The organism is Cephaloticoccus primus, from assembly GCF_001580015.1.
Classification (GTDB): domain Bacteria; phylum Verrucomicrobiota; class Verrucomicrobiia; order Opitutales; family Opitutaceae; genus Cephaloticoccus; species Cephaloticoccus primus.
On record NZ_LSZQ01000040.1, the window covers coordinates 13,690 to 40,470 of the forward strand.

General features: G+C 64.2%; 16 protein-coding genes. 9 read left to right on the forward strand and 7 right to left on the reverse strand.

Annotation, left to right across the window (positions count from 1 at the left end; all coding sequences use genetic code 11):
• Positions 1-44 precede the first annotated feature (44 nt).
• Positions 45-3,278, forward strand: coding sequence for a glycoside hydrolase family 2 TIM barrel-domain containing protein (locus AXK11_RS04595; RefSeq protein WP_082780892.1), 3,234 nt, complete (start codon positions 45-47; stop codon positions 3,276-3,278).
• A gap of 397 nt (positions 3,279-3,675) precedes the next feature.
• On the opposite strand, the gene AXK11_RS04600 is transcribed toward AXK11_RS04595, so the two are convergent.
• The 4 genes from AXK11_RS04600 to AXK11_RS04615 all read right to left on the reverse strand — a co-directional run bounded on the left by AXK11_RS04600 (position 3,676) and on the right by AXK11_RS04615 (position 7,665).
• Complete coding sequence (locus AXK11_RS04600) at positions 3,676-4,554, reverse strand: phytanoyl-CoA dioxygenase family protein (RefSeq protein ID WP_082780893.1); 879 nt, start codon at positions 4,552-4,554, stop codon at positions 3,676-3,678.
• A gap of 208 nt (positions 4,555-4,762) precedes the next feature.
• The gene (locus AXK11_RS04605; RefSeq protein WP_068629774.1) at positions 4,763-5,749 is read right to left on the reverse strand and encodes a DNA polymerase III delta subunit-related protein; all 987 of its coding nucleotides are present in this window, start codon (positions 5,747-5,749) and stop codon (positions 4,763-4,765) included.
• A 99-nt stretch (positions 5,750-5,848) separates the two neighbouring features.
• Entirely contained in the window at positions 5,849-6,499 is a 651-nt protein-coding gene (tmk, locus tag AXK11_RS04610) for a dTMP kinase (RefSeq protein ID WP_068629776.1), read from the reverse strand.
• 20 nt (positions 6,500-6,519) lie between these two features.
• Positions 6,520-7,665, reverse strand: a complete 1,146-nt coding sequence (locus AXK11_RS04615; protein ID WP_068629777.1) for a PfkB family carbohydrate kinase — start codon at positions 7,663-7,665, stop codon at positions 6,520-6,522.
• A 217-nt stretch (positions 7,666-7,882) separates the two neighbouring features.
• On the opposite strand from AXK11_RS04615, the gene AXK11_RS04620 reads away from it, so the two are divergent.
• The 3 genes from AXK11_RS04620 to AXK11_RS04630 all read left to right on the forward strand — a co-directional run bounded on the left by AXK11_RS04620 (position 7,883) and on the right by AXK11_RS04630 (position 10,154).
• Positions 7,883-8,590, forward strand: a complete 708-nt coding sequence (locus AXK11_RS04620) for a MotA/TolQ/ExbB proton channel family protein (protein ID WP_231865759.1) — start codon at positions 7,883-7,885, stop codon at positions 8,588-8,590.
• A gap of 31 nt (positions 8,591-8,621) precedes the next feature.
• A complete protein-coding gene (locus tag AXK11_RS04625) occupies positions 8,622-9,050 on the forward strand; it encodes an ExbD/TolR family protein (RefSeq protein WP_068629779.1) in 429 nt (142 codons plus the stop codon).
• 204 nt (positions 9,051-9,254) lie between these two features.
• Positions 9,255-10,154, forward strand: coding sequence for an energy transducer TonB (locus AXK11_RS04630; protein WP_068629782.1), 900 nt, complete (start codon positions 9,255-9,257; stop codon positions 10,152-10,154).
• 544 nt (positions 10,155-10,698) lie between these two features.
• Here the strand turns inward: AXK11_RS04630 and typA are convergent.
• From typA to AXK11_RS10035, 3 genes are all read right to left on the reverse strand, one after another.
• Positions 10,699-12,534: a translational GTPase TypA gene (typA, locus tag AXK11_RS04635; protein ID WP_068629784.1), complete on the reverse strand. Its 1,836-nt coding sequence runs from the start codon at positions 12,532-12,534 to the stop codon at positions 10,699-10,701.
• A gap of 549 nt (positions 12,535-13,083) precedes the next feature.
• Positions 13,084-15,708: a glycoside hydrolase family 2 TIM barrel-domain containing protein gene (locus AXK11_RS04640; protein ID WP_068629786.1), complete on the reverse strand. Its 2,625-nt coding sequence runs from the start codon at positions 15,706-15,708 to the stop codon at positions 13,084-13,086.
• 188 nt (positions 15,709-15,896) lie between these two features.
• Positions 15,897-16,613: a type II secretion system protein gene (locus tag AXK11_RS10035; RefSeq protein ID WP_068629788.1), complete on the reverse strand. Its 717-nt coding sequence runs from the start codon at positions 16,611-16,613 to the stop codon at positions 15,897-15,899.
• 226 nt (positions 16,614-16,839) lie between these two features.
• Between AXK11_RS10035 and ilvE the strand changes: the two genes are divergently transcribed.
• The 5 genes from ilvE to AXK11_RS04670 form a co-directional block, all read left to right on the forward strand.
• On the forward strand, positions 16,840-17,706 hold the full coding sequence (gene ilvE, locus AXK11_RS04650; RefSeq protein WP_068629790.1) for a branched-chain-amino-acid transaminase: 867 nt from the start codon (positions 16,840-16,842) through the stop codon (positions 17,704-17,706).
• Positions 17,707-18,357: 651 nt separating this feature from the next.
• A complete protein-coding gene (locus AXK11_RS04655) occupies positions 18,358-18,882 on the forward strand; it encodes a UvrB/UvrC motif-containing protein (protein ID WP_068629792.1) in 525 nt (174 codons plus the stop codon).
• Positions 18,833-19,966: a protein arginine kinase gene (locus AXK11_RS04660; RefSeq protein WP_231865760.1), complete on the forward strand. Its 1,134-nt coding sequence runs from the start codon at positions 18,833-18,835 to the stop codon at positions 19,964-19,966. The genes AXK11_RS04655 and AXK11_RS04660 overlap by 50 nt, the downstream gene beginning before the upstream one ends.
• 110 nt (positions 19,967-20,076) lie before the next feature.
• A complete protein-coding gene (locus AXK11_RS04665; RefSeq protein ID WP_068629804.1) occupies positions 20,077-22,608 on the forward strand; it encodes an ATP-dependent Clp protease ATP-binding subunit in 2,532 nt (843 codons plus the stop codon).
• A 1,016-nt stretch (positions 22,609-23,624) separates the two neighbouring features.
• Positions 23,625-26,781, forward strand: a 3,157-nt coding sequence (locus AXK11_RS04670) for an autotransporter outer membrane beta-barrel domain-containing protein (RefSeq protein ID WP_197456804.1), incomplete at its 3' end; no start/stop codon positions are given.

Consider the following 26,781-nt stretch of genomic DNA (forward strand, 5'->3'; position numbering starts at 1 on the left):
GCCGCTCGCATTGGCGGGGAGGCTGCCTTGCCGTCTGCGCTGCCATGACACTTCTACAGACCGGCCCCCTCAAGTCTTGGATGTCGCCCGAAACGCTGTCGTTTAACCGGCTCCCCGCTCGCGCTACACTTTACCCCTATGCCGATGCGGCCAGCGCCCAGCGCGGCGACCGCACGAAGTCGCCCTGGTGGCAATCGCTCGATGGCGAGTGGGACTTTCGCTACTTTGAAAAACCGGAGCTGGTGCCGGAGGAGCTCCTGAAACCTGCGAACGCCATCGCGGCGCCCGCGCCCGCAGCCGATACAGGCTGGGCAAAGCTCCCTGTGCCGAGTAACTGGACGATGCACGGCTACGACCGCCCGCAGTACACCAACGTGCAGATGCCCTTTGCGACCCAGCCGCCCGAGGTGCCCGAGGCAAACCCGACCGGCCTTTATCGGCGCACATTTGGCGTGCCGCGCAGTTGGGCCGGGCGGCGCACGATCCTGCATGTGGGCGCCGCCGAAAGCGTGCTCGCTGTGTGGGTCGATGGGCAACCGGTGGGCCTCGCCAAAGACTCGCGCCTGCCCTCGGAGTTTGACCTCACGCCCTACGTTCGCGCGGGAGAAACGCACACGCTTACCGCGGTCGTCATCAAGTGGTCGGACGCCAGTTTCATCGAAGACCAGGACCACTGGTGGATGGCGGGCATCCACCGCGAGGTCTACCTCTACTCGCAAGCGGCGAGCTACATCGAAGACCTCTTCGTGCGCGCCGATCTCGATGAGTCGCTGCGCAAGGGCACACTAAAGATCGAGGGCCGCCTCGGCTCGGCGGGCGAGTGGGGCGAGCCCGGGCACAGGCTGCGCGTGCGCCTCTACGATCCTGCGGGCAAGCCGCTGCTGAGGGAACCGCACGAGGCTGCGTTTCCCACCGGCGATTCGTGGAATAATCCGCGCAAGCGGCTCGCGATCGAGATCCCCGTAAAGGCCCCGCGCCTGTGGTCGGCGGAGAGTCCCGCGCGCTACACGGTGGTCGTCTCTCTGGTCGCGCCCGATGGCAGCGAGATCGAGCACACCTCCGTGCGCACCGGCTTCCGCCGCGTGGAGATCAAATCGCGCGAGCTGCTGATCAATGGGCAGCCCGTCCTGATCGTCGGCGTAAACCGCCACGAGCACGACGACCGCCGCGGCAAGGCCATCACCCGCGAAGGCATGCTGCGCGACGTGCTCGCGATGAAGCAGCACAACATCAACGCCGTGCGCACCTCGCACTATCCCAACGACGTTTACTGGTACGAGCTCTGCGACGAATACGGGCTCTACGTGTGGGACGAGGCCAACGTCGAGGCGCACGGGTTTTACCACGAGCTCTCGGTCGACAGCCGCTACGCACCCGCCTTTCTCGACCGCGCCGTGCGCATGATCGAGCGCGATAAAAACCACCCCTCGATCATTGCCTGGTCGATGGGCAACGAGAGCGGCTACGGCCCGCACCACGACGCGATGGCCGCGTGGGCGCGCCGCCGCGATCCGGGCCGGCCGGTCAACAACGAAGGCGCGATCAACCGCGACTGGTCGGGCGGCCAGGTCGGCACCGACATCGTGAGCCCCATGTACGCGTCGATAGAAAAAATCACCGCGTGGGCCAGGGCTCCGAAAAGCACCGACCCGCGACCGCTCATCCTCTGCGAGTACTCGCACGCGATGGGCAACAGCAACGGCAGCCTCGCCGATTACTTCGACGCCTTCGATGCGCACCACGGCCTCCAAGGCGGCTTCATCTGGGAATGGGTTGACCACGCGCTCGTGAAGCGTGCGCCCGATGGCCGCGAGTACTGGGCCTACGGCGGCGATTTCGGCGACGTGCCCAACGACAAAAACTTCGTGTGCGACGGGCTCGTATGGCCCGACCGCGTGCCACATCCCGGCCTTCTCGAGTACAAGCACCTCGCCCAGCCCGTGCGCGTCGCTCTGAAAGCCAGCGTCAGGGGCAAGTCCCGTTTCGTCATCGAAAACCGCCGCTGGTTTACCCGCCTCGCCGATTTGCGCGGCGAGTGGACGCTCCTCGTCGATGGCGAGGCGATGCTCGCGGGCTCGCTGCCTCTTTTTAAAACCGCGCCGCAAGCGAAAGAGGAGTTCTCCATCGACACCTCGGCTCTCGCCCTGCCGCCCGGAGCCGAGGCACACATCACTTTCCGCTTCTTCACGCGAAAGGCCACGCCGTGGTGCGCCGCGGGCCACGAGCTCGCCTGGGAACAACACGCGCTGCCCGCCACGAGCTTTGCCATCGCCCGCCGCGCGGAGCCGCGCCGCGCCAGTGCCAAACCCGCCGCCGTCCGCGCGGTGCTTCCCTCGCGACTCGATGTGGCCCAAACCCGAACGGGCTGGACGATCAGCACGACGGGCGGCGACGCAGCGGGAGAGGTCGCATTTGAAGTGAACCGCGACTGCGGACACCTCGAAAACTTGCGCCGCGGCAAGGCGCTCCTCGCGCTGCGCGGCCCGCAGCTCAACCTCTGGCGCGCGGCGACCGACAACGATGGCCTGAAGCTCTTTGAGGATGCCATGTGGGGCGCGGCCAGTGACAAGGCACTCGCGCGCTGGCTGGCCGCAGGCTACGACCGCCTGGAGCTCACCGATACGCAAACGCGCGTGAGCACGGCGCGAGGTGGGGCGGCGGCCACGATCACGATCAGGCAGCGCTGGCTTGCGCCCGGCGCCCGGCGCAGCCTCACCCACACGCACCGCTACCGCGTCGCGCCGAGTGGTGAGCTCAGTGTGGAAAACGAATTCGCGATTGATAAGGCGCTGCCCGAGCTGCCGCGCGTCGGCGTGTCACTCGTCTTGCCCGCCGCGCTGGAGCAGCTCCAGTGGTTTGGCCGCGGGCCTTGGGAGAGCTACTCCGACCGCAAGCGCAGCGCCCTGCTCGGCGTGTGGGAGACCAGCGTCACTGCCGATTATGTGCCCTACATCCTGCCCCAGGAATACGGGAACAAAACAGACCTGCGCTGGCTGCGCCTGCACGACGGGAAACGCAGCAGGGGCGGCGGCGGAGCGCAGTTGCGCGTTATCGGCGCACCGACCTTTGAGGCTTCGGCCAGCCACTTCACCGCAGCCGATCTGTTCGCCGCCAGGCACACGATCGACCTGGTCCCCCGACCAGAAGTTTACCTCAACATCGACTACGCCCAACGCGGCTTGGGCACGGCAAGCTGCGGCCCCGACACACTCCCGCAATACCTGCTCCCCGCAGGACGCTACGCCCTGCGCTTCTCGCTGAGCGACCGCACGGACTGAGACCACCCCTGCGCGTGGGGACGGGAGGGCAGCCCTGCGCGGGCGGCGGCAGGCGGTGCCTGCACCCGTTCACTGTGCGTTTCGTGTTTCGGGCGTTCCGCCCGAAACACGAAACGCACAGTGAGGAGCTCCCCGACCTTCGGTCGCGGTCGTTGACCGCCTTATCTGGCGAGGCCCTCGCTGGGGCCTCGTCCGACGCTACACTTTTACCCGTTAACTAAAAACTTCGTCCCAATGGGATCCCGCTTCATTTGCATTTGATGCCTCAATCCCAGTCGCAACGCGACTGGGGGAGGCTCCTTCAATTTGCGATTTTGCTCGGGCGTGAAGCGCACGGGCAAAATCGCAAATTGAATGGCACGTGGCGCCCCGCCACCGCCCCACGCGCAGTGGGAGATTAGTAGTGTGCGGAGCCGGCCCAGGCCCCGCAAGGGCCGCCGCCGTTTGCTTCAGGCACTGTGAATTCGGAGCCATCCATCCGCACCAGTGGCAGGTAGTAGTTGGAGATTTTGCTCAAGTCGCCCAACGCGTAGTGGCAGACGAAGGAGCGGCGGAAGCGCGTCTTGGAGCGATTCGGCGCGGAGCCGTGGATCACGTTACCGTGAAAGAAGAGCGTATCGCCGGACTTCATGATGGCGGGCACGGGCCGCTCGATGTCCTTGGGCATGGGCACGCGCATCGCGGTGTCGCTTTCCCGGGTCGTCTCTGCCTTTGGCTCGTGGCAGATGAGGTCGAGCCGATGCGACCCGGGCACGACCATTACGCAGCCGTTTTCCTGATCGACATCGTCAATCGCCGTCCATGCGCCAATACAGGTGCCCGGCTCGACCATCAGGAAGAAGTTGTCCTGATGCATCGCCTGACCGCGCCCGCCCGGCGGTTTGAAAAAGTACATGGACTGCGTGGCGATCGGTTCGCCGCCCATGCAGACCTCGAGGATCGGGCGCATAAGCGGGTGCAGCATGTAGTGGCGGGCGCGCTCGTTGTAGCGGTGCGGGTGCATCATGCGCGGGTAGTCCTTCTCGGGGGCGCTGTGGTAGAGCTCCATCTTTCGGGGCTCGTAATGGCCCGGGACGCCCTCGGCCTGGATCTTCGCAAAAACCTGGCGGATCTCCTCGACTTCCTCCGGGGAGAAAAGCTGAGGCACGATGACATAGCCGTCGCGGTTATAATCCTCGGCCAGCTTGGGCAGATCGAATTGGGGGAACTGCGCGGAGAGCTCCGCAAGGCGCTCGTCGGAAACACCGAGAAGCTCGGTGGGGGATATGGGGCTCATGGGATTTCAGGGGTGCTGTAAACGGCGCCCCAAGTAGTCCGTTTTTTTATAAAAGACAGAACAATGTCCGAAAAAATCGCCGCAAATATTGCCCGCAAAATTGCGCACAGCTGAGGCATGGGAGAAGGCCCAGATCGCTGGCTAACCCGTAAACGCTTACGGCGCGGCCAGGCGGGTTTTCCGCTTTTTCTGGCGCGCTTGAGGGCGACTAGCGGCGGGCCCACAGGCGCATCGAGTGCAGGAGAAAATTTTCCAGAGCGGTGGCGTGATTGAGGTTTAGCCGCAGGAGGCCGACGCTGTGTTCGAGCGCGTTAATCGCTTCGGTATGCGCGCGGCGGGTGCGTGTTGCGAGGCCGTCGGCACTCGCCAATCGGGGCAGGGCAAAGGCGCGCGTGGCTTGCTCGATCTCGGCAAAAATCCGCTGGCGGATGCCGTTGGCGAGCCGCTTCTCCACGGCCTTTTGATCTTCCTTGTCGAGCTCTTCGGGGAGCTTTTCTTTTTCGATACTCCAGGCTTCGTCAGTCGCAGCGGTGAGGATGGAGTCGAAGCGGGCGACGAGGCCGTAGAGCGTGAAAACGGAGTCCGACACTTCGGTCTTGCTGCTGATGCCTTCGCAGAGGCGGCCGAGCCACGCCTGGTAATCGGCGAGCCATGCGGGCAGCCCGGCGGCGTGCTCGATGGCTTCGCCGCTCACGGGAAAGCGGAAATGCAGCACACGGCTGCGCACGGTGGGGAGCAGCGCGTAGGGCTGCGTGGTGAGCAGCAGCAGCGTCGTATTGGCGGGCGGCTCCTCCAGCGTTTTTAGAAAAATGTTGGCCGCGGCGAGGTGCATCCGGTCGCACTCGTAGAGGATGGCGACCTTGCGCGGGGAGACGCTGCCGGAGACCTGCACTTTGGCGATGAGCTCGCGGGTGTCGTCTGCGGTGATCTGGCGCGAGGCGCCGCTGGGCCGCAGCGCGAAGCAGTCGGGATGCTGCGCGGGCGGGAAGGGCGCGCTGGACTCGGCAGTGTTGAGCAGCCGGTCGGCGAGTGCGAGGGCGACTTCGCCGAGCAGGGCGAGGTCTTCGCCGTGCAGGAGCAGCCCGTGGGCGAGGCGGCCTTTGCCTATCGCATTTTCCAGAACGGCCACGCTGGGCGCGCCTTGCAGGGCGCTGGGCCAGGGAAGTGGCGTACGTTGTGCGGCAGCGGCGGACACGGGGAGCGGAGAGGCGAGGGAGGGAAGGGGATTGGGGAGTTCGCGCGGGCAGGGAGGGCGGGCGAGGGCGCAGCGGTTTTTGCACAGGCCGCTCAGCCGCTAGAGGCCGAGGCGGACTTGCACATGCTCCCAGATCGCCTGGGCGACCTGGTTGATCGTGCGCGTGCCGTCTACGAGGACGACTCGGTCTGGCATGTTTTTTGCGAGCAGCAGGTAGCCTTCGCGCACCTTGCGGTAGAAATCGATGTTCTCGCGCTCCATCCGGTCGGGTACGTCGGTCACGCGCTGGCTCAGGCGCGACAGGCTGACCTCGGGCGGCACATCGATGATGACCGTGATGTCGGGCATCACGTTGCCGATGGCGAAGCGGTTGATCTGCGCGACGGGATCGGAGGCGAGGTTGCGCGCGATGCCCTGGTAGACGGTCGAGGAGTCGAGGTAGCGGTCGCTTAAAACGTACTTACCGGCGCAGAGCGCGGGCGCGATGACTTCGCGGACGACTTGCGCGCGCGCCGCAGTGAAGAGCAGGAGCTCCGTCTCCGGGCACATCTCGTCGCCGCGCGAGTTGTGCACGAGGATGTTGCGGATCTGCTCGCCGATCTCGGTGCCGCCGGGCTCGCGCGTGGTGAGCACGTCCTTGCCCAGTTTTTGCAGGCGCGCGGCGAGCAGGGAGCTCTGGGTGGATTTGCCGCTGCCTTCGGGGCCTTCGAGGGAGATCAGGCAGCCTGTGGGTTTGGTTTCCAGTGGCATGCGGCGGAGTCTGGGCCGGCTCAGCGCCAGTTGGCGAGCAGGGTTTCTATGTTGGCGATGGTGGGGCTCTCCGCAGTGCGCACGTAGTGGCCGCTGGTACACACGCCGACGCCGAGGCAGGCCTCGGGCGAGAGGCCGAGCAGCTGGCCGGTGGCGAAGCCCGCGTTGAAGTGGTCGCCCGCTCCGGTCGAGATGAAGGGCTCGGCGACGAAGGGGCCGGGCACCCAGTACGAGCCTTCGCCGGTCGCGCAGGCGGCGGACTCCTTGGGGTGGATCACCACGGTGCCGAGGCCCAGGTAGTGGCGGATTTTTTCGGCCATGCGCCGCAGGCCGCTTTCGCTCTCGGTCTCGGTGCCAAAGCCGAGGACGGAGAAGACCTGCTGGGCTTCCTTCAGGTTGAGGCCGAGCGTCACATGCCCGAAGGCTGCGAAGCGCCCGATCCTGTCCAGCGCGTAGGCGAGGTCGGAGGGCGAGCGCTTCTCCGGGTCGCAGAGGTCGAAGAAGTAAATCCGCTCGGTCTCGGTGCCGTCGGCGGCCACGCGTTTGCGCGGGATTTTTGGCAGCACGTTGTCCACCAAGTCGATGAAGACCTCGGTGAGGTGCGAGATCATCACCCAGTTGAGCACCGCCACGAGGTCGGACTGCGCGATTGTGGCGATGTACTTTTCCTCGCCGATCACCTCGCGGATATGGGCGGGCGTGATCAGGTCCAGGCTGCTGGTCTGGCCGAGCAGCAGCTTGCCGTCGGTAAACTCCAGCGCGTTCGTCGCACCCGCCTGACAGAGGCTGAACACTTCCTTTGCGCGCTCGGTGATGCTTGAGAAAACGGGGTGCGTGTTGGGCGCGCCGAGGGCGCCGATGTAGGTGAGCGCCAGCTCGTGGGCGAGCATCGCATTGGCCATGATCGGGCCGTTGCCGCCGAGCTTCTCCATCGTCGGGTACAGCTCGATATTCGTGCTCTTGCCGCTGGCCCCGAGGATGCGGTTGCCAAACTCCTCAATCGTGCGAAACGCCGTAAAGTTGTCCCCCTGTCCAGCGCGCCGAGCTACGGGCGAGACGATCGTATCCACGAAGCCATCGAAGCCTACGAGAACCTGCTTCGAGGGCAGCTTCTGGCTGGGATTGGCGGCGCGGAGCTCGGCGAGAGTGCGGGTTTTAAAATCCATAACACGTTTTCTGATTGGAAGTAGGCAAAAGAGTGGCACGTCAGCCGCAAGCGGGGGCCCGCGGCCGACTGCCCGGCGGCGACGCTGCCAAGCGCGGGCGCGGTCGCGCAAACAGATTCCGCGCGCAGTGTGGCCCGTAGTTCTACACCGTTTTTTGTCCCTCGATCAGGGCAATTGCATTGAAGGCCCTCGCCAAAGCGCCCAACGCTCCCTGCCCATGTTCGAGCTGCCCGCCCTCCTGCTGCCTCCACTCGCTGCGATCAACATCATCGAGATTTTTTTGCAGAGCGACATCGTCGGCCAATTCATCACCGTATGCCTCTGTGTTTCCAGCCTTGTGACGTGGACGGTGATGTTCGGGAAGCGCAACGAGATGAAGCGCATGGGCGCGCTGAACCTCGCCTTCGAAGCGCGGCTGCGCGACGAACGCTCGCTGCTCGACCTGCCCGAGTCTTTCCGCCAGCGGCGCGCGATTCCCTACGGCGACCTCTTCGCCGATGCCGTCGAGAGCTACTGGCGCGCCGATGCGATTTCCCGAGAACGCGGCGACCCCGATCCGCGCGCGCGAATTGAGCACGCCGAAAACGGCCTCCAGCGCGCTCTCGCCCGCCAGACGCTGCGCTACGAGTCGAGCATGATTTTCCTCGCCTCGATCGTTACAGGCGCCCCCTTCCTCGGCCTCCTCGGGACCGTCTGGGGCGTGATGGAGTCCTTCAGCTCGGTCTCCACGCAGCAGACCGCCTCGATCCAGGCACTCGCGCCGGGCATCTCCTCCGCGCTGATGACCACCGTTGCCGGGCTGCTCGTCGCCATCCCCTCGCTCTTCGGCTACAACTACATCCTCGCGCACACCAAGCGGCTGATCACCGAGCTGGAAAACTTCGCCAGCTCCCTGGCCGACCGCATCGAGCTCGAGAGCAAATAAACCCGCACACGCCCGCCACACTTCCGCTCCCATGGCCCGCAGCTTTCGCCGCCGTCAAAATCAGCAACCCATCGCTGAGCTCAACATCACCAACCTGATGGACGTGGCCTTTGTGCTCCTGATCATCTTCATGATCGCCTCGCCACTCATCCAACAGGAGCAGACGATCCCCGTAAACCTGCCCAGCGAGTCCGAGCGCCCGCAGCCCACGCCCCCTCCCGAGCAGCGCTTTCAAACCATCTCCATCGACGCCAGCGGACAGTACTTCTGGGGCGCCCAGGCCGTCTCGCCCGCCGAGCTCTCGCAACTCCTCGAAGCCGAAGCCCGCCAGGCCGAGCCCGCCGCCATCCGCATCCGCGCCTCCGCCCAAATCGAGTACCAACGCGTCGTCTCCTTGATGGACGAGATCATGAAGCATAAGCTCAGTAAAATCAGCTTCGACACCCAGGCCGGAAACTAGGCAACACCGCAGCACACACCCACACCCACACCAACGCGCACGGCAAGCAACTCCTCCGCTCCTCGTCTCCGCTGCCTCCGATCAATTCCCCCCCGCACACACGCCCCCAAGGGAAAGTCCGCACCCACCCGCGCAAACAGCTCACCCGCTTCGGCAATTTTTTTTCGATTCACGCGTTTTCCCCCATTCATTTCGCAACACACCATGAGCGCCCCACGAAAAAACGCATTTTTCCTGTCGCTCATCCTCCATGCGACCTTGGGCGCCTGCCTGGTATTTTTCTCCTTCCTTCACAGCCGCAGTGAGAAACCGCAGCCCCACCTCTTCGAGCTCGTGGCTGGCCCCGGTGATAACTACGCCGCCCTCGAAGCGCCACTCGGCACCGACAGCACGCCCGAAACGCCGATCCGTTTTGACCTGCCCGAACCGCTGCCCAGCCCCGAGCCCCCCACACTCGCTCCGGAGCCCGAACCCGCCCCGCCCGAAATCTTCGACGAACCCGCACGCGAAATCATCCCGACCACGCCCCCAGAGCCTGCCCCAAGGCCCGAGCCGAAACCGGAAACGCGCCCCACACCCGCGCCGCCGCCTCCAAAACCGGTTGCGAAACCCACACCAAAACCTGCGCCGAAGCCCGAGCCCAAGCCCATGACCAAGGCCGAGTTCGACCGGCTGCACGGCAACAAGCCCAACCCGACTGCCGTTAAACCGGGCAACGCGCGCGCCGCCCCTCCGCGCGTTCGCCAGATCAGTACACGCGGCATCGTTGGCGGCTCCGCATCGGTGAGCACAGGCGCAGGCGGTACCGCGCTCAGCCGCGCCGAGAGCGACCTGCTCGACGCCTATATCTCCCTGCTGCGCCAACGGCTGCGCGCCGCGCACAGCAAGCCCGCCGGCCTCAGCGACCAGCTCCAGACCAAAGTCCGCTTCGCAATCGGGGCCGACGGCACACTCTCCAACCTCCGCATCATCACCTCATCAGGCAGCCGCGAGTTCGACGAATCCGTCCTCGCTGCCTTCCGCAAAGTCCGCTCCATCGGCCCGACACCCAACGGCAAAAGCGACACCTGGGAACTCACCTTCAAACTCACCGACGCCACCTAAGCCCTGCACGCAGCGACCCATAAAACGGTCAACGATTGCCCTGCGCGGGCGGCGGCAGGCGGTGCCTGCACCCACTTACTGTGCGGCTTGCTGTCGGGCGTTCCGCCCAACGAGCAAGCCGCACAGTTGAATGAACTCCCTGAACGGAGGTCGGTAATGTTCAGGCAAGTTTGAAGATTGTAAGTGGGACGAGGGAACAGGACGGCGCACCAACGAGTGCGCCGCAAAATAAGTCGGTCGAAGACCGCGCCCAAATGGGTTTCCGCTCCATCCGCGTTTGGATCGCCTCCCCCTGTTGCGAAGCAACAGGGGGAGGCCTTTCAATTTGGGAATCGTGCTTCGGCACTGCGTGCCGAAGCCGATTCCCAAATTCAATGGCACGTGGCGCCCCGCCACCGCCCCCCGCGCAGGGGGCTCAGACCCGTTCATTGGGCACGGCCCTGTTGGGCCGTGTCCTCGACTCGTTTCATAAGCGGTGCACTCGTTGGTGCGCCGTCAGCGTTGACTCTTCTTTTGGCGGCGCGGCAGCCCAAAGGAGGTGTGGCTAGGCGCTGGCGGACTTGGCTTGTTTGGCGGCTTTGATGCGCTCGCCGTTATTGAGGATGCGTTTGCGCAGGCGCAGGCTTTGTGGGGTGACTTCGAGAAGTTCGTCTGCGGCGATGTATTCGATGGCGCGTTCGAGCGAGAGTTGGGTAGCGGGGGTGAGTCCGGCGGCGACGCCCTCGCCCTGGGAGCGGAAGTTGGTGAGCTTTTTTTCGCGCACGGCGTTTACGGCGATGTCTTCGTTGCGCGGGTTTTCGCCGATGATCATGCCTTCGTACACTTTTTCACCCGGGGAGACGAAGAGCTTGCCGCGCTCCTGGCACTGCACGAGGGCGTAGGTGGTGGTCTCGCCGGCCTCGGTGGCGATGAGCGTGCCGGTGATGCGGGTGAGGACTTCGCCTGCGTAGGGGCCGTAGTTTTTGAAAAGGTGGCTCATGATGCCGCGGCCGCTGGTGGCGTTGACGACATCGATTTCCATGCCGATGAGGCCGCGCGTGGTGATGGTGGCCTCGATCATGGTGGTGCTGTTGAGCTTCTCCATGTTGGTGAGCTGGCCTTTGCGGTTGGCGAGGTTTTGCATGATGGCGCCGACGCAGGTGTCGGGCACCTCGATCCAGACGGTCTCGTAGGGCTCCAGCCGCTCACCGCCCGGGCCGCGCTGCTCGATGACGGTGGGGCGCGAGACGAGGAGTTCGTAGCCTTCGCGGCGCATGGTCTCGACGAGGACGGCGACCTGCATGGCGCCGCGCGCCTTGACGTTAAAGGTGCCCGCGCGGTCGGGCGCGTCTTCGATCTGGATCGATACGTTGGTCTTTAGCTCGCGCATGAGGCGGTCGCGCAACTGGCGCGAGGTGACGAGCTTGCCCTCGGTGCCGACGAGCGGGCCGTCGTTTACCGAGAACTGCATCTCCAGTGTGGGCGGGTCGATCTGGGTAAAGGGCAGGGCGTGTCCGGCCTCGTCGGCGGTGATCGTGTCGCCGATGTCGATGTCCTCAAAGCCCGCCAGACCGACGATGTTTCCGGCGCTGGCCGACTCGTTCTCGGTCGTGCCCAGACCGCTGAACTCAAAAACCTTGGTGATCTTGGCCTGCACGCGTTTGCCGCCCTCGGAGTGGCGCAGCACGTAGACGGGCGAGCCGACCTTTACGCTGCCGCCGAGGATTTTCCCGACGGCGATCCGGCCCACGTAGTCGCTCCAGTCGATGTTGGAGACGAGCATGTGAAAGGGATCCTCGGGCTTGGCAAAGGGCGGGGGCACGTGGTCGAGGATGGTCTGGAACAGCGGGGTCATGTCGCGCCGCTCGTCGTCGAGCTTGTACATCATGTAGCCGTCGCGGCCCGAGCCGTAGACGACCGGCGCGTCGAACTGCTCGTCGTCGGCATTGAGCTCGAGGAGCAGCTCGAGGACCTTGTCGTACATGCCCGCGGGGTCGGCGTTTTCGCGGTCGATCTTGTTGATCACGATGATGACCTTGAGGCCGTGCTGGAGGGCCTTGCGCAGGACGAAGCGGGTCTGCGCCTGCGGGCCGTCGTAGGCATCGACGAGGAGCAGCACGCCATCGACCATGCGCAGCGCGCGCTCGACCTCGCCGCCGAAATCCGCGTGCCCGGGCGTGTCGAGGATGTTGATCGTCTTGTCCTGCCAGTGCACCGAGGTGTTCTTCGCCTTGATGGTGATGCCCTTCTCGCGCTCCAGATCCATCGAGTCCATCGCGCGCTCTTCGACTTGCTGGTGGGCGCGCCAGGCTCCGCCGTCCTTGAGGAGCTTGTCGACGAGGGTCGTCTTGCCGTGGTCGACGTGGGCAATGATGGCGATGTTGCGGATATTTTGGTTCATGCGCGGCTTGGTGATCGTAGCGTTTTTTTTAGAAAAAGGGGGCGAGCCTGCCCGAGCCCGACTTCCCATAGCAAACACTTCCTCATTTTTCTGAGTGCTGCGGGATGGCAGCGGGAGACTCCCACTGCGCGTGGGGCGGTGGCGGGAGGGCGGCCCTACGCGGGCAGCGGCAGGCAGTGCCTGCTTCCATTTACAGTGCCGCTTGCGTGCCGTGCGTTCCGCACGCCGAGCAAGCGGCACTGTAGAATGAAATCCCTGACCAGAGGTCGGGTGGTCGTTGACCGATTTTATGGGCGTGGCCTCATTGGGTCGCGCTAAAACTGCGTTTACCGGTTAGCCAACGAAAATCGCCCAAATGGGTACCCGCTTCATTCGCGTTTGACGCCTCATCCCCTGTCGCAAAGCGACAGGGGGAAGTCCCGTTAAATTTGGGAATCGAGTTTCGTCGCGAAGCGACGAGGCCGATTCCCAAATTGAATGGCCCGTGGCGCCCCGCCACCGCCCCACGCGTAGTGGGAGCCTGCCGCCTCATCCCGCAGGGATCATGCTCTAATCGGCATGGAGCTCCAGCTCGGTGCTGGCGAGGCCCGGCGCGCTGACGCGCAGCGTGATCGGGCCGGGCGTTTTCCCCGCGCGGATGACGGCGAGCGCGCGGCCCTGAAAGAGCGTGCAAGACGAGTCGGTATAGCGCTCCACGCTACTGCGCACATTACCCGTGCCGAGGGCGGCGAGCTGGCCTGCGCCGGAGACTTCTACGCTGATTCTTTCATCGGCCCACAGTTGCCACTGTCCGGCGGCATCAACGGCTTCGATTTCAACAAAGGCCAAGTCCTGTCCATCGGCGCGCAGAGCCGTTCGATCCACGCTCGCGCGCAGCGCGACGGCGGGGCCGCCGGTTTTTAGGGCGAAGCGTTCGCGCTCTTCGCCGCCCTCAACGCCCACGGCGACAAGCTCACCTGCGGAGTAGGGGACGAGAAACAAGGCGCGAAACTCTTCCGCTTCGCCGGTCGGCTTCTCGCCGACGAGCTGACCATTGAGGTACAGCCGCACCGAGTCGTAGCGCGAGTACACCTCGACTTTTACGCGTTTGCCTGCGGCATGCGGCCAATCCCAAAACGGAAATGCGGGCACCATCGACCACGAAGCCATTTGCCACGGATGCTCGGAGGGCGAGTCCGCCGGATCGCCGCTCGGCGCAGGCGGATACAGGGTGACTGCGCCGCCGAGTATTTTTTGCGGGAGGGGCGGCGGCTCCTGCACGGCCATGTAGAGTTTTTTGCCGCCCGCCTTTTCGTCGTTCCAGACGATCTCGCGGTAATGCGAGACGGGCTTTCGCCAGCCGGTGAGGTCGATGTCGCCGCAGTACGCGCCGCGCCAAGGCCACGCACTCAGCGTGCCGGGCGCGTGCGGGTTGATGCCCGGGAGCCAGGAGCCGCCGATCCGCGCTTCGCCGAGGTAGTCGAGCGCCGTCCATACGAAGTCGCCCACCGCGTAAGCGTGGTCGCGCAGGGTTTTCCAGTTTTCAAAAACTTCGTACTGAAACGATTCGGTCGCCATGACGACCCGCTCGGGAGCGCGGGCGTGGTCGCTGGCGTGGTTGGCGGCCCAGTCCATGTTGCGCGGCATCGGGCGGCCCGGCTCGTGAGGGTCGCGCGGGGAGAGCTCGTAGTTGTAGCCGCCGACATCAAGCTCCGCGAAGAGCGGGTCGAGCTTTAGCCACATCGGGCCATCCTCGCGGTCGGCGTTGAGCGCGGCCGTGACGGGGCGCGAGGTATCCAGCGAGCGGACGAGTGCGGCGAGTTTTTTGGTGATTTCGAGTCCGGCCGGAGTCGCTCGCTCCATCATCTCATTACCGATGCTCCAGAAGATGACTGAAGGGTGATTCCAGTCACGGCGCATCCACGCCTCGACGTCGCGCGCGTACCACTCCCAGAAAATCTTGTGATAATCCTCGTCCGTTTTCTTGGCCTCCCACGTGTCGAAAATCTCGTCCAGCACGAGCATTCCGAGTCGGTCGCAGGCGGCGAGCAGCGCGGTGGAGTGCGGGTTGTGCGCGGTGCGGATTGCGTTGAATCCGGCGGCCTTCATGAGCTCGACCTTGCGTTCTTCGGCGCGGTCAAAGGCCGCTGCGCCGAGGATGCCGTTGTCGTGGTGGATGTTGCCGCCGTTGAGCTTGATCGACTGGCCGTTGAGCAAGAGCCCGCGCTCGGCCGACCAGCTCAGCGTGCGCAGGCCGGTCGTCACGGCGACTTCGTCCAGCAGGTCGAAGACCTGTTCATTTGGCGCGGTGTCGTTGCCACCGCGTCCGCTGCTTTGTGCGCTGCGCAACTGCGCGACGACGCGGTACAGGCTCGGGCTTTCGGGCGACCACGCTTGCGGCGCGGGGATTTTCAGGTCGGCCACGATCCGCGTGCGCGACGCGGATCCGGCCAACTCGCCCGCTGCGCTGGCCTGGGCGACTTGTGCGCCATCCAGCGCGTAAACCGCAAAGTCCAGGCTCACCGCGCCCGCGCTCTGCGCAGTGCTCACGACGCCCGCCTCGACGCGCAGCACAGCCTCGGCGTCATTCAGCGAAGTCGTCGTCAGCTTGAAGTCGTTGGTCGCGATGTGTGTCTGCGAAAACGTGTGCAGCCACACATGCCTGTAAATCCCCGAGCCGGTGAACCAACGCGACGAAGGCTGGCACTCGTTATCCACGCGCACCGCAATCGTAATCGGCGGCGGCACTGCTCCGCCCACCGCGAGCGCGGCCTGCACGGCCTCGCTCAAATCTACGTTGAACGGAATATAGCCGTAGGGCTGCTTCACCCCAGTGTGCTGGCCGTTTACGAAAACCTCGGCGTTGCAGTACACGCCCTCAAATTCGAGCACCACACGCTGCCCCGCCCAAGCCGGATCAACCGCAATGGTCTTCCGGTACCAGCCAATCCCGTTTTGGAAAAAACCGCCGCCGCTTCCGCAGGGCGCTTTCGGGTCGCGCGGCAGCTCGATGCTCCAGTCGTGCGGCAGATCGACCGTGCGCCACGCGCTGTCGTCAAAGCGGGCCGCCTCCGCGCCCGCCACATCGCCGAGCTGGAAACGCCATTGGTCGTCAAAAAGGCATTTCGAGCGCGGCCCTCCGGAAGAGGAGGGCGAGGCACTGCTGGAGGCGAGGGCGGGCGAGGCGTGAGTCATGGCAGGCGAGGGAATGGGGATTTGCGGTCGGCAGGTGGAAATGGAAGGCCGCTCAAAAAACGACCGCGCGCGACAACAGCTCCGGCACTTACGTAGTCAAGAGGCGACCGCGCCGCGGCCCCGTTTTCAGAAAATGCGAATCGCTCCCTGAGTGCTCGCCAGGCTGCCACGCGTTTCTATTCCACCGTCTACAGCGCTGGGGCGGGGGTGCCGCCCGGGCTGCCGATGCCGCCGCGCGAGGTCGCCCAGACTTTTATGCCGGCACGGCGGGGCAGGGCTTCGAGGAGATTGTCGGTGCGCTGGCCGGTCTGCGTGTGGATGAATTTGCCCGAGGCATTGCTGGAGAAGAACTCCACATTGCCGCCGAGAAAGACGACGTAGCCGCCCGTGTCGCCATAGACGCCGTCAGCCGGATCCCAGGTGCCGTCGGGCCGGAGTCCGCGGGTGAAGGCGACAGGCGTTGTGGACGGATCGCTCATCCGCAGGCCGCCGACAAACTCCCAGCTCAGCTCGCGGCCCGCGCTGAACGCGCTGTCCACGAGGTTGCGGTTTTGCGGGTTGAGGAGGGCGGCGGGCACCTCCCCGTCAAAGGCCGGATCGAGCGCCGAAAAGTACATGCCGGGTTCGCTGAGGGCTCCGGCGCGAGCGAGCAGGCCGGGCCACAGGAAAACGCCTTGGGCCGCGCTGAGTTGCCCCGGGAGGTCGGGGTTGGGGAGCCGGTCGTTGTTGTCGGCGGCGTAGTTGATCGCGGCTTTTATGATTTGGCTCAGGTTGCTGGCATCGACGATGCGCTGGGCCCGCGCGCGGGAGCCGCTGAGGGTGGGGATGATAATCGCCGCGAGGATTCCGATAATGGCGATGACGGTGAGCAGCTCGATGAGTGTGAAGCCGCGTTGGCGCTTCATTGGCGGGCGCGAGTGCGCACGCGACGCGCACGCAGTATTTCGGTGGGGGATTTTTTTTAGAAAGCTCATGGGGAGAGGTGGGGGCGGGCGGGGCAGCGAGGGGGCACTTGGGCAAACTGTCTTCCCGATGCGATTTGCGCACAAACCGATATTTTGTGCGGCACGTGCATGGCGCGCGGACTCGACAAGGCTTTCGGAGCTCTCCTAGCCTGCACGCCTTTTGCTTATGAAAATTTACCTCAATGGGCAGTTTGTGGATTCCGCTGATGCAGCGATCTCTGTTTTCGACCACGGTTTGCTCTATGGGGACGGAGTGTTCGAGGGCATCCGGCTTTATGGCGGAAATGTGTTTCGGCTGGAGGAGCACCTGGAGCGCCTGGAGTACTCGGCGCGAGCGATCATGCTCGACATCCCGCACACGCGCGCGGAGCTCAGCGAGATCGTCTGCGAGACTTGCCGCCAAAACGGGCTCACCGACGCGTACATCCGGCTCGTCGTCACGCGCGGCGTGGGAGACCTCGGGCTGGCGCCTTGGACCTGCCCGAAGCCTTCGGTCTTCGTGATCGCGAGCAAGATCTCGCTCTACCCGCAGGAGTATTACGACAACGGCCTGGCAATCGTCACGGTGCCCACGCGGCGGATCGGCCCCGCTGCCTTGCCGCCGACCGTCAAATCGCTCAACTACCTGAACAATATTTTGGGCAAGATCGAGGCCCGCCAGTTTGGCGCGCTGGAGGCGATCATGCTCAACGAGCAGGGCTACGTCGCCGAGTGCACGGCGGACAACATCTTCATCGTGCACAAGGGCGAGCTGATCACCCCTGCGATCTCTCACGGCGCGCTAAAGGGGATCACGCGCGACGCCGTCCTCGACATCGCCGAGGAGCTAAAGGTGCCGCTGCGCGACAGCTCGATGACCCGCTACGATGTGTGGTGCGCCGATGAGTGTTTCCTCACAGGCTCGGGCGCGGAGGTCGTGCCGGTAATCGCGCTCGACGGCCGGCGGATCGGCGACGGCAAGCCCGGGCCGATCACGCGCGAGGTGCTGGCCTCTTTCCGTCGGCGCGTCCTCGTCGAAGGCACGCGCATTTAACAAACCTCCTGCCACTGCGCGTAGGGGTGGGAGGGTGGGGCCCTGCGCGTGGGGCGGTGGCGGGTCGCCACTTCCATTGAATTTGCGATTTTGCCGCGTGCGCTGCGCGTCCGAACAAAATCGCAAATTTAACGAGACCATCCCCCTGTCGCGTTGCGAGGGGCGTAGCCCCGTTCCATTTGGCGAGCCGCTCGTTGGCAGCTCGTCAGTTGCCTCAACCAAAGCGCGAATGGAGCGTAAACCCGTTTGGGCGATTTTTTGGGTTAACGGGAAAATGTTGCCCTGACGCGGCGGCCCGGTCTGCGACCGCGCCGCCGCGCAAAATGAAGCGGTCAACGACCGCGGTCCAACGAGGTCGCGCCCATGGAAAGGCTCGAAGATCCTGTCGCAACGCGACAGGGAGGAGTCCTTTAAATTTTGGAATCGGCTCCGTCGCTACGCGACGGAGCCGATTCCAAAATTTAATGGCCCGTGGCGACCCGCCACCGCTCCGCGCGCAGCGGAAAACAAACGGGCCTGTGCGCACGCGCTTGTGCCCGCTTGTCGCTCCTGCGCTGTCTCAGCGTGCGACATTGGCACGGGATTACTTATGCCTGTGCTCTTGCTAGCCTGTTACAGGTTGGCATCTTGCGCGCAAAGCTCCTCCTCCCTATGGCCCCTCCTCTCAAATGTGATCTGTGCGACAATCCGGCGACCGTGCACTTGACGCAGATCGTCAACAACAAGGTGCACAAGGTCGACCTCTGCGAACACTGCGCGAAGGCCAAGGGCGTCACCGACCCGAGCGGTTTTTCGCTCTCCGAGCTCCTGCTCGGTGCGGCGGCGGGTAACGCCGTGGCTGCCGCGGCCCAGCCGCCACCGCACACGCTGCGCTGCGAGAAGTGCGGCTACACGGAGCTGGAGTTCAAGAAGAGCGGCCACCTCGGCTGCCCGGATTGCTACGACACCTTTGAGCCGCTCATTGAGGGGATGCTCGACAAAATGCACAAAGGCACGGCCCACCTCGGCAAGGCGCCGCAGCGCGCCATCGAGCGCCAACGCCTCCACCAACGGCTCACCGAACTCAACGACGCCCTGAGCGAAGCCATTAAGACCGAGCGCTATGAAGACGCCGCCCGCTGCCGCGATGAAATCAACCAAGTCAAACAGACCTACGGGGAAGAGCCGGCGCGTTAAGCCGCTGACGCTTGAGGGCCTCCTTGACTCGCCCTCGGAGCTCGCCGCCGATGCCAGCGCGGGCAGCGTGTCGATCGTGCTGATGACGCGCATCCGCCTCGCGCGAAATCTCGCGGCGACGCCCTTCCCGGGCTGGGCGCGCGACGAGCAGCGCGAGGAGGCGTACCAGGCCTGCTGCGCGGCGCTCACTGCGATCCCGCTGATGAAGCGCGGCCTCAGCGTCTCTGTGGCGGAGCTCACGGAGCTGGAGAAGCAAATCCTCGTCGAGCGTCACTTGATCAGCCGCGAGCTCAGCGAGGCCAAGCGCGGCGCCGGCGTCGTCATCAGCGCCGATCAGGCCCTCTCGGTCATGGTGAACGAGGAGGACCACCTGCGCATCCAGGTCCTGCGCGGCGGCTTCCAGCTCAAGAAAGCGTGGAGCGCGATCAACGAGCTGGATTCCGCCCTCGAAGACCACCTCAACTACGCCTTTTCGGAAACGCGCGGCTACCTCACTGCCTGCCCCACAAACTTGGGCACGGGCATGCGCGCCTCGGCCATGATGCACCTGCCCGCGCTCGTCATCACTGGCCAGATGGAGAAGGTCGTCCGCGCGGTAAACCAACTGGGGATGGTCGTGCGCGGCCTCTTCGGCGAGGGCTCGGAGGCCAGCGGCAGCATTTTCCAGATCTCGAATCAAACGACCCTCGGCGAGTCCGAGTCGGGCATCCTGAAGCGGCTCGGCAGCGTGCTGGAGACCATCGTCGAGCACGAGAGCAACGCCCGCCAGCGCCTCCTCGAAGCGCAGGCGAGCAACCTCTTCGACAAGATCGGCCGCGCCTACGGCATCCTCCACAACAGCCACCTGCTCAACTCTGCGGAGGCCATGAACCTGCTCTCGCTCATCCGCCTGGGCGTCGATCTCGGCCACTTCCCCGAGGCTGAGCGCGCGCGCGTCGACCGCCTCTTTATGGAGACGCAGCCCGGCCACCTCCAGCACACGCAAAAAGGGGAGATCGAGCCCATGCAGCGCGACCTCCTGCGCGCGAGTCTTTTGCGCACAGAGTTTGCCAACGTTTCCGCACCCGATTTCAGTCGCGCCTGAGACTCGGCGACGTGCCCTCCCGCCGCCCCCGCCGCCGCGCCCTCTCTGCCGAAAACCCATTTTTTAAAAAAAACGCCCGAAGAAGCACCGAAATCCCAACCATTGCCGCCATGTCCCAAGACCCGACGAACAACCTAACCCCGCGCGCGCAGCAAGTCATCACCCTGTCGAAGCAGGAGGCCGCCCGCTTCAAGCACAACTACGTGGGCTCCGAGCACCTGCTCCTCGGCCTCATCAAGCTGGGGCAGGGCGTCGCCGTCAGCGTGCTGCAAAAGATGGGGCTCGACCTCGAACCCGTGCGCGCCGAGGTCGAGAAGCAAGTCGGCACCGGGCAGGATGGCCCCAAGTCGCCGGATCAGATCCCCTACACCCCGCGCATGCGAAAAGTCCTCGCGCTCGCGGGCAAGGAAGCGAAGGCGCTGAGCCACTCTTACGTCGGCACCGAGCACCTGCTCCTCGGCCTCCTGCGCGAAGGCGAAGGCGTCGCCGCCCGCGTCCTGAAGTCGCTCGATATCGACATCGAGCGCACCCGTCAGGAAATCCTGCGCGAGCTCGATCCGGAGTTTGCTTCGGACGACTCGATGGAGCCGGGCCTGGTCGCAGCCGGAGTCGGCGGCGGCGACGATCGCCGCGACGTCAAGACGCCCGCGCTAAAAGCCTTCGGGCGCGACCTCACCGAGCTCGCCCGCAAGGGCGAGCTGGATCCCGTAGTGGGCCGCGCCGAGGAGATCCGCCGCGTCGTCCAGATCCTCTGCCGCCGCACCAAGAACAATCCCGTGCTCATCGGCGAAGCGGGCGTGGGCAAGACTGCCATCGCCGAAGGACTCGCCCAGGAAATCGCCAGCGGGGCCGTCCCCGACATCCTCGCCGAGAAGCGCGTCATCACGCTCGACCTTGCCCTGATGGTCGCAGGCACCAAGTACCGCGGCCAGTTCGAGGAGCGCATCAAGGCCGTGATGGATGAGATCAAGCGCGCCAAAAACATCATCCTCTTCATCGACGAGCTGCACACCATCGTCGGCGCGGGCGCAGCCGAAGGCGCGATGGATGCCTCAAACATATTCAAGCCCGCGCTCTCCCGCGGGGAGCTCCAGTGTGTCGGCGCGACGACCCTCAACGAGTACCGCAAGCACATCGAAAAAGACTCCGCGCTCGATCGCCGTTTCCAGAGCGTAAAGGTCGAGCCGCCCAGCGTCGAAGACACGATCACCATCCTTAAAGGCATCCGCAGCAAATACGAGGAGCACCACAAGGCGACCTTCACAGACGCCGCGCTCGAAGCGGCCGCCAAGCTCTCCGACCGCTACATCACCGGCCGTTACCTGCCGGATAAGGCGATCGACATCATGGATGAGGCGGGCTCCCGCGCCCGTATCGGCTCACTCGTGCGCCCGCCCGATATCGATAGCCTCAACAAGAAAATCGAAGCCGTCTGCTCGAAGAAGGAAAAGGCCATCGCCGGACAACAATTTGAGGAAGCCGCCAAGTACCGCGACGAAGAGAAGACGCTGCGTGCCAAGCTCGAAGAAACCACGACCGCGTGGCGCAAGGAGCGCGACGAGCACCGCGTAAAAATCGACGAAGACCTCATGATGCAGGTCGTCTCCACATGGACGGGCATCCCGCTGAGCCGGATGGAGAGCAAGGAGACCCAGAAGCTCCTCTCGATGGAGGCGGAGATTCAGAAGGTCGTCGTCGGCCAGGACCTCGCTGCCTCGGCCATTGCGCGCGCGCTGCGCCGCTCCCGCGTTGACCTCAAAGACCCACGGCGGCCCATCGGCTCCTTCCTCTTCGTGGGCCCCACCGGCGTGGGGAAGACCGAGACCGCCAAGCAGCTCGCCTCCCAGATGTTTGGAAACCAGGACGCGATCATCCAGATCGACATGTCCGAGTACATGGAGAAGTTCGCCGTCTCGCGGCTCGTCGGCTCGCCCCCGGGCTACGTCGGCTACGACGAAGGCGGCCAGCTCACCGAGGCCGTGCGCCGCAAGCCGTACTCGGTCGTCCTCTTCGACGAGATCGAAAAAGCGCACCCCGACGTCATCCAGATCCTGCTGCAAATCCTCGAAGACGGCCGCCTCACCGACTCGCTCGGCCGCACCGTGGATTTTCGCAACACGATCATCATCATGACCTCCAACATCGGCGCTGCGCTCCTCCAGCGGCAGACTTCGATGGGCTTTGCCGCCGCTGCCGCTGATCCCAACGATGCGGAAAAAATGCGCGAGAAGGTCATCGAAGAGGCCAAGCGCGTTTTCAAACCCGAGTTCCTCAACCGCATCTCGGACATCATATTCTTCCGGCCACTGGAGAAGGCTGACCTCGTTAAAATCGTCGAAATCGAGCTGGAGAAATTCAGCAAGCGGCTCGTCGATCGCAGCATCAAGATCGAGTTTAGCGCGGCGGCTAAAGAGCTCCTCATCGAAAAGGGCTACGACGAAAAATACGGTGCCCGCCCGCTGCGCCGCGCCATTGAGCACAGCCTCGAAGACCCGCTCGCCGAAGCGATCTTGCGCGGCGAAATCAAGGATGGGGGCCGCGTGACCGTCGATAGCGACGGCGAACGCCTCCTCTTTAAACAAAGCGCGGCAAGCAAAACCGGCAAAGCCGCCAAGACAGCCGCCGCCGAGCTCGCCTCATAGCCCCAAGATAAAGGGGCGAAGATGACGGAGCACAGTGGCAATGGGTTGAGGACGAGCCGCCCGCCAGAAAGGGCCGAAGCCGACGGCGCACCAACGCGTGCGCCGCCAAATAAACGGGTCTGAGACCCCGCGGGGGGCGGTGGCGTGGCGCCACGTGCCATTCAATTTGCGATTTTGCCCGTGCGCTGCGCGCCCAAGCAAAATCGCAAATTTAACGGGACATCCCCCAGTCGCGTTGCGACTGGGAAGGGAGCTTCAAATGCGGATGGGGGCGTAAACCCATTTGGGCGCGGCGAAAAAGTTTACGGGTTAAATCTCCGACCCGACCGAAGGTCGGGGAGCTCCTCACTATGCGGTTTGTGTTTCGGGCGGAACGCCCGAAACACAAACCGCATAGTGAACGGGTGCAGGCACCGCCTGCCGCCCCACGCGTAGTGGAGAAATAGGGGACACCGTCCCCCGCCGCCCGTGCAGGGCTACTCTCTTGCCCACGCGTTGAGGAGCGCCGCGAGATTAGGCAGGGAGATAAAGTACTTACTGGGCCTCAAACTGGGATTTTGGGGTCAAAAGCTGCCCAGCTTTTTGCAATAAACTACGTAGAATAATCTTTGTAAGATACGTACTAATAGTCAGTTCCTTGGCCCATGGATGAAGTGAAATACTTATTTATGGACAAAAAATGCCAGTACGGTAGCCGTGCTGGCCTTATGCATTTCGTCGGCTCCTGCGTAGTTACCCCCCCCCCACCATCGCGTTGTAAATTAACTACTTACATAAGTTTATTTACCGCGTGTGCAGCAATTGCCGTACTTGCTGCGCTAACTCCGCAGACTGCCAGTGCGCAGATTTTGCCTCCGAGCACCGTCGTGGAATGGAGCGGAGCGGGCTCAAACAACAATTGGGGCACTGGGGCCAATTGGGTGGGCGGCAGCGTTCCGGGAAGTGGAGCCGACGTGCTTTTCGGCGACTTGCCCAGCGGCGGCACCCTCCCGCCCCCCACTGATGAGAGCGCGATTGTGCAGACTGTCGCTCTGGGAAACGTCGACCGTTCGCTGCGTTCGCTCTGGTTTGAGGCGGGGCTCTGGTACACGCTGACGGGCTCGGGCCAGCTCACGCTTGGGCAGGGGCTCGAAGACAATGGGACTCTGCTCGTGGTGAACAGTCCGGGCCTTCAGGCCCAGTCAGAGCACAACATCGAAAATCGCGTCCGGATCACCGACGTCGGGGGCTATGGCCGGATCGAGAACTACTCTGAAGGCGGTTTACGAATCGGTGGCACTTTTGACCTTAATGGCAGAAGCGTCCGGATCGGCGGCACGGGCGCGACCCACCTTGCCAACACGATCAGCGGAGCGGGGAATATCGAGGTGGGCCCGGCAGGAGGCTTCAGCACTCAGCCGCAGCTCATCCTCAGCGGCAGCCAGCCGCAGTGGAACGGCTCGCTCGTGGTAAACAGCGGCGGCTTCGCCATCCTCAAGACCTTCCAGGCGCTCGGCTACGGCGGCGAAAAACGTGTCTACGACGGCGGCTCGCTCGCCCTGCGTTCACACCTCGAAATGGGGCTGCATTATGACCCTCCCGTAAATGCTCCCGACCAGCCGTTGCTCATCACCGGTGCGGGGATCACACGCCGCGCGGAGACCGAGCAGATCGGCGCGCTCTACAACGACGGCGGGGAAAACCGCTTCGACATGCGGGTCGAGTTCGCGGGCGATACGCTCTTTGGTGCGCGCGGCGACCGCGAAGGCGGGCTCACGCTGGGCGGGCGTGTTTATAACGCAGGCGAGGGGCGTTTCATCAAAGTCGGCCCGGGGCTCATTGCGCTGGGCAACTCGGCGACGGGGACTGGCGCCAACAGCTGGAGCGGGGGCACCGTTATCCGCGGCGGCGTCTTGCGGCTCGGCAGTGCGGGGGCACTGCCGACGGGCACCAACCTCGTCTTCGAGGGGGGCATCCTGGAGCTCGGCGACGGCGACTTCACGCGCGGCCTCGGTACGGGGAATAATCAACTGCGCTGGGCCGGCTCGGGCGGCTTCTCTGCCTACGGCGCCGACCGCAGCGTGACGATTAGCGGTGCCCCCCAGTTCTACTGGGGGACGACAGATCCCGATCTGACTCCCCACTTCCTCAAAGACGGCGACGCGCTCCTGCTCAGCTCCCGCTACGCCACGCACAACATCACGTTCACCAACCATGTCCAACTAGGCAGGCAGGCGCGCGAAATCCGCGTCGAGCGCGGCGTGGGCAACGCCCATGCGATCATGTCGGGGATGGTTTATGGGTTTGCCAATAGTGCCATTCGCAAAACAGGCCGTGGCCTTCTACACCTCTCCATTCTTGTGGGTGGTGGTGGGGAGTCACCCCAGCGGATGATCATCGAAGACGGGGCAGTGAGGTATCCGCTCTCTTTTGGTCTTTATTCCAGTAACTACAACACCCGGCTGGCTGGCGGTGTTTTGGGGATCGAGGGAGACTACACCCGTACCCTTGGCCCAAATGATGGCCAGATCCAGTGGATCGGCTCCGGCGGTTTCGCGGCCTATGGCGGCGGTACGCGTACCGTGACGTTCACCGGCCAAGGCGCACTCCCTTGGGGAGGAGGCCGTTTCGTCGGGGACGAGCAGGAGCTGCGTTTCGGCCACTACACCGCCGACGGCACGGTCTCGTTTGCACACGCAATAGACTTGGGGAGTAATAAGGTGCGCGTAATCCGGATCGAGCGCGGTAGCGCCCCAGAGCGAGCCGATGTGCTCCTTGGGGACACAAAAGGCAGCTCGGACTTGTGGTTGGTGGGCGATGGCCGGATCGATTTCAGGGGTCTCATCGGTTTAGAGAGTTCCGGCCCCACCCTGAATATCTTCGGTGCCGAGGTTCGGATCCACGGCCAAGGCCACCTCAGCAGGGAGACGATTACCCTCCGCCACGGCGGCACGCTATTTCTCGACGACTTGGGTAAGCACGACTCTGAGAGTGGCGGGCAGGCCAGTACCAACCGCATTCGTGACGATGCGACCCTTCATCTACAAGGAGGCACGCTGGTTTACCGGCGCGCAAATCACAGCAGCGCTTCCGAAAAGATAAAGGCGGTCGCGGTCGATGCGGGTGAAAACAGCATCATGCTGTTCCCGACCAATACGGCTGAGGGTGAGCTACGCGCGGAAACGCTTGTGCGGGGCACCGGCTCGCGTGGCACGCTGCACTTCTGGAAGCTCTACTCCCTGCTGCGGCTCGATACCTCGGCCAGCGGGCATGCCATAAACGACTCCAAGGGTACAGGGATCATCCCTTGGGCCGTTTTCGCAGGAGGCGCGGGAGGCTGGGCAACCGTCGTTCCCAATGGCACGGGCAGCGCCCTCAAAGCTCTGGATGCTTACGAAGTCGGGGCAGAGAGCGGCTGGGCCGCAGCGCACAACGTGCTGACCAGCGGCGGTCAAATGCTTGGGGCGAATCGCACGATCAATTCGCTGATTCTGGGCGGCGGCGATCTCGGCCTCGGCAGTGGTTCGGGTAACGGGCATACCCTCACGATCAACTCCGGCGGGCTGATCGCCATCAACAACGGGACGAGGGGCATCAACGGCAGCGGCCAGATTACGACGAGTAACAGCCGTCCATTCTACGTTCACACGTTTGGCAACCTGACCTTCGGAGGGAGTGCGCGTTTCAGTGGCGGCATGGATCTGGTCAAAAGCCAGTCGGGCACGCTGACGCTCGACAGCAACGTCACCCACACAGTCGGAAACGTGTACATTCACCGCGGCATTCTGGACCTGAAACGCGGCACGCTCTCGGTAAACGGCCGGATCTGGATCGGCGACGGCTCGGGTCGCTCTGTTCTCGTTCCGACTCTCACGGGCAACGCCATCCTCAAGCTCGCGCCCAACCGCTGGAACCAGATCGTGAAAACCGGTGGTGGCTTGGCCTCAATCACGCTCAACGGGACGCCCTACGATCCGCGCGGCCCTGAGTACGGCGGCGCGCAGGCGATCCTCCAGATGGGCGGCAACACCAAGCAATCGCTCGCCAACCTGCACATCGAAAACCGTGGGACGATTGACTGGGTCGGCGGTGAAGTGGGCCGGGCCAACATCCTGTGGATCGATACGCTGACCTTCAGCAGCCCCGACGCGCAGCTCTTCATCCGCAACTGGTACGAGTACGAAGACATCCTGC

Excerpts from the sequence above, each read along its gene's own strand:
- AXK11_RS04630 (WP_068629782.1), top strand. The coding sequence starts at position 9,255 with ATGAGCGCCCCACGAAAAAACGCATTTTTCCTGTCGCTCATCCTCCAT.
- ilvE (WP_068629790.1), top strand. The coding sequence starts at position 16,840 with ATGAAAATTTACCTCAATGGGCAGTTTGTGGATTCCGCTGATGCAGCG.
- AXK11_RS04625 (WP_068629779.1), top strand. The coding sequence starts at position 8,622 with ATGGCCCGCAGCTTTCGCCGCCGTCAAAATCAGCAACCCATCGCTGAG.
- tmk (WP_068629776.1), bottom strand. The coding sequence starts at position 6,499 with ATGCCACTGGAAACCAAACCCACAGGCTGCCTGATCTCCCTCGAAGGC.
- AXK11_RS04660 (WP_231865760.1), top strand. The coding sequence starts at position 18,833 with ATGAAATCAACCAAGTCAAACAGACCTACGGGGAAGAGCCGGCGCGTT.
- AXK11_RS04595 (WP_082780892.1), top strand. The coding sequence starts at position 45 with ATGACACTTCTACAGACCGGCCCCCTCAAGTCTTGGATGTCGCCCGAA.
- AXK11_RS04665 (WP_068629804.1), top strand. The coding sequence starts at position 20,077 with ATGTCCCAAGACCCGACGAACAACCTAACCCCGCGCGCGCAGCAAGTC.
- AXK11_RS04615 (WP_068629777.1), bottom strand. The coding sequence starts at position 7,665 with ATGGATTTTAAAACCCGCACTCTCGCCGAGCTCCGCGCCGCCAATCCC.
- AXK11_RS10035 (WP_068629788.1), bottom strand. The coding sequence starts at position 16,613 with ATGAAGCGCCAACGCGGCTTCACACTCATCGAGCTGCTCACCGTCATC.
- AXK11_RS04600 (WP_082780893.1), bottom strand. The coding sequence starts at position 4,554 with ATGAGCCCCATATCCCCCACCGAGCTTCTCGGTGTTTCCGACGAGCGC.
- AXK11_RS04640 (WP_068629786.1), bottom strand. The coding sequence starts at position 15,708 with ATGACTCACGCCTCGCCCGCCCTCGCCTCCAGCAGTGCCTCGCCCTCC.
- AXK11_RS04620 (WP_231865759.1), top strand. The coding sequence starts at position 7,883 with ATGTTCGAGCTGCCCGCCCTCCTGCTGCCTCCACTCGCTGCGATCAAC.
- typA (WP_068629784.1), bottom strand. The coding sequence starts at position 12,534 with ATGAACCAAAATATCCGCAACATCGCCATCATTGCCCACGTCGACCAC.
- AXK11_RS04655 (WP_068629792.1), top strand. The coding sequence starts at position 18,358 with ATGGCCCCTCCTCTCAAATGTGATCTGTGCGACAATCCGGCGACCGTG.